Origin of the sequence: Thiobacillus sp. 65-1402 (assembly GCF_001897685.1) — a bacterium.
Classification (GTDB): Bacteria; Pseudomonadota; Gammaproteobacteria; order Burkholderiales; family Thiobacillaceae; genus Thiobacillus.
On the sequence record NZ_MKUG01000202.1, the window covers coordinates 1 to 4,488 of the forward strand.

Annotated in this window: 5 protein-coding genes and 1 pseudogene; 3 read left to right on the forward strand and 3 right to left on the reverse strand. The window is 64.0% G+C overall.

The window, feature by feature from the left end:
• Positions 1–1,494 (reverse strand): methyl-accepting chemotaxis protein (locus BGO62_RS14815; protein WP_296643893.1); only part of this gene is annotated, 1,494 nt, incomplete at its 3' end.
• Positions 1,495–1,808: 314 nt separating this feature from the next.
• On the opposite strand from BGO62_RS14815, the gene sodC reads away from it, so the two are divergent.
• Positions 1,809–2,330 carry a superoxide dismutase [Cu-Zn] SodC gene (gene sodC / locus BGO62_RS14820; RefSeq protein WP_296643895.1) on the forward strand — a complete coding sequence of 174 codons (522 nt, stop codon included), beginning with the start codon at positions 1,809–1,811 and terminating at the stop codon, positions 2,328–2,330.
• A 28-nt stretch (positions 2,331–2,358) separates the two neighbouring features.
• Here the strand turns inward: sodC and BGO62_RS14825 are convergent, their stop codons facing one another.
• Positions 2,359–3,018, reverse strand: a complete 660-nt coding sequence (locus BGO62_RS14825) for an RluA family pseudouridine synthase (protein WP_296643898.1) — start codon at positions 3,016–3,018, stop codon at positions 2,359–2,361.
• Here BGO62_RS14825 and BGO62_RS14830 point away from each other — a divergent pair.
• Both BGO62_RS14830 and BGO62_RS14835 read left to right on the forward strand, forming a co-directional pair.
• Positions 3,017–3,232: a hypothetical protein gene (locus BGO62_RS14830; protein ID WP_296643900.1), complete on the forward strand. Its 216-nt coding sequence runs from the start codon at positions 3,017–3,019 to the stop codon at positions 3,230–3,232. The genes BGO62_RS14825 and BGO62_RS14830 overlap by 2 nt on opposite strands.
• A gap of 77 nt (positions 3,233–3,309) precedes the next feature.
• Complete coding sequence (locus BGO62_RS14835) at positions 3,310–3,834, forward strand: PEP-CTERM sorting domain-containing protein (RefSeq protein WP_296643902.1); 525 nt, start codon at positions 3,310–3,312, stop codon at positions 3,832–3,834.
• Between the two features lie 72 nt (positions 3,835–3,906).
• Here BGO62_RS14835 and BGO62_RS14840 read toward each other — a convergent pair.
• A pseudogene (locus BGO62_RS14840) lies at positions 3,907–4,488 on the reverse strand (leucyl aminopeptidase family protein); the annotation flags it as partial.

The window sequence follows — 4,488 nt, forward strand, 5'->3', positions numbered from 1 at the left end:
AAGCTTGGCCGCCTGGTCCTGCAGGCTCTCGGCCGCAGCCGCCGCCTGTTCAACCAGGGCTGCGTTCTGCTGCGTCATCTCGTCCATCTGTCCAACCGCCTGGTTGACCTGCTCGATGCCGGCGCTCTGCTCCTGGCTCGCCGCAGCTATCTCGCCCATGATGTCGGTGACACGTTTGACCGAGCCGACGATCTCGTCCATGGTCTTGCCGGCTTCGTCAACCAGCTTGCCGCCGGCGTCGACTTTGCCGACGGAGTCTTCGATCAGGGCCTTGATCTCCTTGGCGGCACCGGCGCTGCGCTGGGCGAGGTTTCTCACCTCGCTGGCGACGACGGCAAAGCCGCGCCCCTGTTCGCCGGCACGCGCGGCTTCGACCGCAGCGTTCAGGGCGAGGATGTTGGTCTGGAACGCAATGCCGTCGATGACGCCGATGATGTCGGCTATCTTGCGCGAGCTTTCCTTGATCGAGGCCATGGTGTCGACGACCTGGCCGACGACCTGGCCGCCCTTGACCGCAACGTCGGCGGTGGAGACGACGAGCTGGTTGGCCTGGCGCGCGTTCTCGGCGTTCTGCCTGACGGTGCTGGTCAGTTCTTCCATCGAGCTGGCGGTCTCTTCCAGGCTCGAGGCCTGCTGTTCGGTGCGCGAGGAGAGGTCGAGGTTGCCGCTGGAAATCTGGCTCGACGCTGTGGCCACGCTGTCGGTGCCGCTGCGAACCTGGCCGACTATCCGGACCAGGCTCTCGTTCATGTCCTTCAGCGCCTGCATCAGCTGGCCGGTCTCGTTCGTCGAGCGGACTTCGATGCGCTGCGTCAGGTCGCCGGCGGCAACGGCGCGCGCAAGATTCACCGCGTGTTCGATCGGACCGGTGATGGAACGGGTGAGGCGCCAGGCGACCAGACCGCTCAGAACCAGCGACAAACCCGCCATGGCCAGCACGAGCGCACGCGCGCCGGCATAGGCGGCCTCGGCGTCTTCCAGCGCCTGGGCGCTGGCCTTTTCCTGGAACCTCGCCATGTCTTCCAGCGCCTTGATCCACAGGCTCTGCGCCGGATGAACCTCGTCGATCAGCGTCTGCGTCGCGGCGATGGGGTTGCCGAGCGCGAAGCCCATCGCCTTGTCGAGCGAGGGGTCGGTCTGCGCGCGTGCCGCGACGATCCTGGCGAGCAGCGCCTTTTCCGCCTCGCCCGTCACCAGGGCGGCCAGCTTCCCGCTCGCCTCCGCATAGCGTTTGCGCTGTTCCTGAACATGCTTCGCGGCAGCCTCCATGGCCTCCTCATCCGTCAGCAGGACAAGATTGCGGGCCGAGATGGCGGCGGTTTGCAGGGCATCGCGCATTTCGCTGACCCACTTGATCTTGACCATGTGGCTGCCGGCGACCTGGTCGAGATGACCCTGGATCGTCGCCATGCGCAGCAGGCCGAGTCCTGTCGCCAGCAGCGTCAAGGCCAGAATCAGGCCGAACCCCAGGCCCATCCGGACACTGATTTTCATGTTTTCGAACGACATCTTTTCCCTAGGCATTCCAGTCCTTGCATGGCTTGATGGCTTGTCCCGCCGATCCCGGCAGGCCCAAGTATGAAAAGCGGCGGACGTGCCGCAGCGCAGGGAAGGGAATTTAGCGGCGCCGCATGACGGCAGTGTTACTGTGCCCGGAAGGCCTCGCGGGGAGCCGGGACCTGTCAGTCGATAAGCACGGAAGACATCGCCTGTTCCTATAATGGATCGGCCGATCGAGGGGAAGGCCTGCCTGCCCCAGCCCCTGGATTGTCGCGTAGACGTTTCCACTTTCCCCTGAAGGAGTAGACATGAAAATCAGATCGCTGGCATACGCGATGGCCTTGAGCCTCGCCCCCCTGGCCGCTGCCGCCGACAGCGTGGTGACGATGCATCTCGTGGACGAGAAGGGCATCGGCGCCGCCATCGGCATGGTGACCATCAGCGAATCCAGCCATGGCCTTGTATTCACCCCTGCCCTCAGCGGCCTGACGCCTGGAATGCACGGCTTCCATGTGCACCAGAACCCGGACTGCCAGGCCAAGGAAAAGGACGGCAAGATGGTTCCGGCGCTGGCCGCGGGCGGCCACTACGATCCCGAAAAGACCAATCGCCACGGCACTCCGTGGGGCAACGGACACCTGGGCGATCTGCCGCCTCTTTTCGTCGATGCGACCGGAAACGCAACTCAGCCCGTGCTGGCGCCGCGCCTGAAGATGGCCGACATGAAGGGACGCTCGCTGATGATCCACGTCGGTGGGGACAACCATGCCGACCATCCGGCGCCGCTCGGCGGCGGCGGGGCGCGCATGGCTTGCGGCGTGGCGAACTAAAGCAGTGCTCGTTCGAGGGCCGGGCCGGTCAAAACGGCGCCGGGCTCTCGAACGCAAGCGCGTCCCCCGTCAACGGATGCGCGAAACGCAGCGACCAGGCGTGCAGCAACAGGCGCCCGGCTCGGGCCTGCACCTCGGACGGCGCATACAGCGCATCGCCCAGGATGGGGTGACCCAATTCACGCAGATGAACGCGCAACTGATGCGAACGGCCCGTGACCGGTTCGAGTTCCACGCGCGTGCCCTGGCCGGTCGCGTCGCATTCCAGCACGCGCCAGCGGGTGAGGCTGGGTTTGCCGTGAACCGGATCGACGATCCGCAACGGCCGTCTGGGCCAGTCGACGACGATCGGCATATCGATGATTCCCCAGTCCTCCGGCGGCGCGTCCAACCGCCCGGCCACCACCGCGATGTAGCGCTTCGTCACCTCGCGCGCGGCGAACGCCTTGCTCAGTTCGCGCTGCGCTGCCGGGTTGCGCGCCATCACCATCAGCCCGGAAGTGGCCATGTCGAGCCGGTGCACGATGAGGGCACCGGGATAGCGGGCCTGCACCCGCGCGGCGAGGCAATCCTGCTTGTCGGCGCCGCGCCCGGGAACCGCGAGCAGACCGCTCGGCTTGTCGAGTACCAGCAGGGTGTCATCGACATAAAGGCGTTCGATGGCGTCGGACGGATCGGAATGAGGCATGTCGGTAATTTTGACATCTGGAAACGCAGGGCTGAAGCCGGTTTATCCAAAAATGCCGGGCTCGGGCCCGGCTCAAGCCAAGGTATCGGGATTTTTTACACTTCCGCCTGACGGTTTGCCCGAACGAGCCAACCTGTCCCAAATTCTCTACATGTTTCTTTCCCCAAAAGAAATCGGGCACAAACAAAAGATTGTTTTAATTGGACAAATCTAAAAGGCATGGAGTTTGCTCGTGTCAATCGGGCCACTTCCAACGTGACCCGATTGAAGCAAATTCAGGAGGAGTCTGAAATGCCTGACCGCAAAACGCTTTTCCAGAGTCTGGCTGCCGCCGCCCTGTTGCTCTCCGCGTCGACAAGCCTGTATGCCGACAGCTTCACAATTTCGCTTGCCGGCGTCGTTCTAATCGGGGATGAACTCATCCCTAATGACTATGGCCTGACCGCGGGCGAACGGATCAGCGCGGCCGGCACGTTCACCGCACCCAGCGATTTTTTGACTGCCATACACAGCACAGGCACCTTCAGCGACCTGACCATCAATCTCAATGGAACGCAGCTCACGCTTGCCGACGCCTCAGCTGCACCGACGGTGACGTATATAGGTGGAAGATTTTTTGGTTTTACTTACCCTTCAACAGCCGTACCCGGCTTCAATTCGTCATTCCAGTTTTTTGACAACAGGTTGGGCATTTGGACCGAAGCTACCGTCGCCGTCATACCCGAGGCCAAGACCTACGCCATGATGCTGGCCGGTCTGGGTTTGCTGGGCTTGATGGGTGCAGCCCGCAAGAAATCCCGGCAAGCCGCGGCCTGAGCCCGGGTCGCAGATCCAAAAAAAAACGGCTACAGGGGCAGCCGTTTTCCTTTCCCCCGCCAGAGCCGGCGCCTAGCCTTTCATCCCCTCCAGCAGCGCCATCGCCCACGCCACACCGAAGCCGTTGGCGTCGCTCATCACCGCGCCCAGCCCGCCCTTGCAGCTGTGCCCCGACAGATCCATGTGCAGCCACGGCGCGTCGCCGACGAAGCGCGACAGGAAGCGGGTGGCGAGAATGTGGTCGGCTTCGCCTTCCATGCTGCACTGCTTGACGTCGGCGACCGTCGAATCGAGGCTCGCGTCGTAGTCCTCGGGATAGGGAAAGACGACGATGCGCTCGCCGCTTGAGGTGGCGGCGCGCGAGGCCTGGTGCGCAATCGCGCTGGTGCTGGCGAACACGCCGGACATGCGGCTGCCGAGCGCGTAGTGCATCGAGCCGGTGAGCGTGGCGAAGTCGGCGATGAGGTCGGGCTTGCCCCTGGCCGCCAAGGTCAGCGTATCGGCCAGCACCATGCGGCCCTCGGCGTCGGTGTGGACGACTTCGATGGTGGTGCCGTTGAGCGCCGTGACCACTTCGTTCTGCCGGTAGGCCTGCGGGCTGATGTGGTTCTCGGCGAGCGCGACCCAGCCGTCCAGCGCGACCGGCAGCTTCAG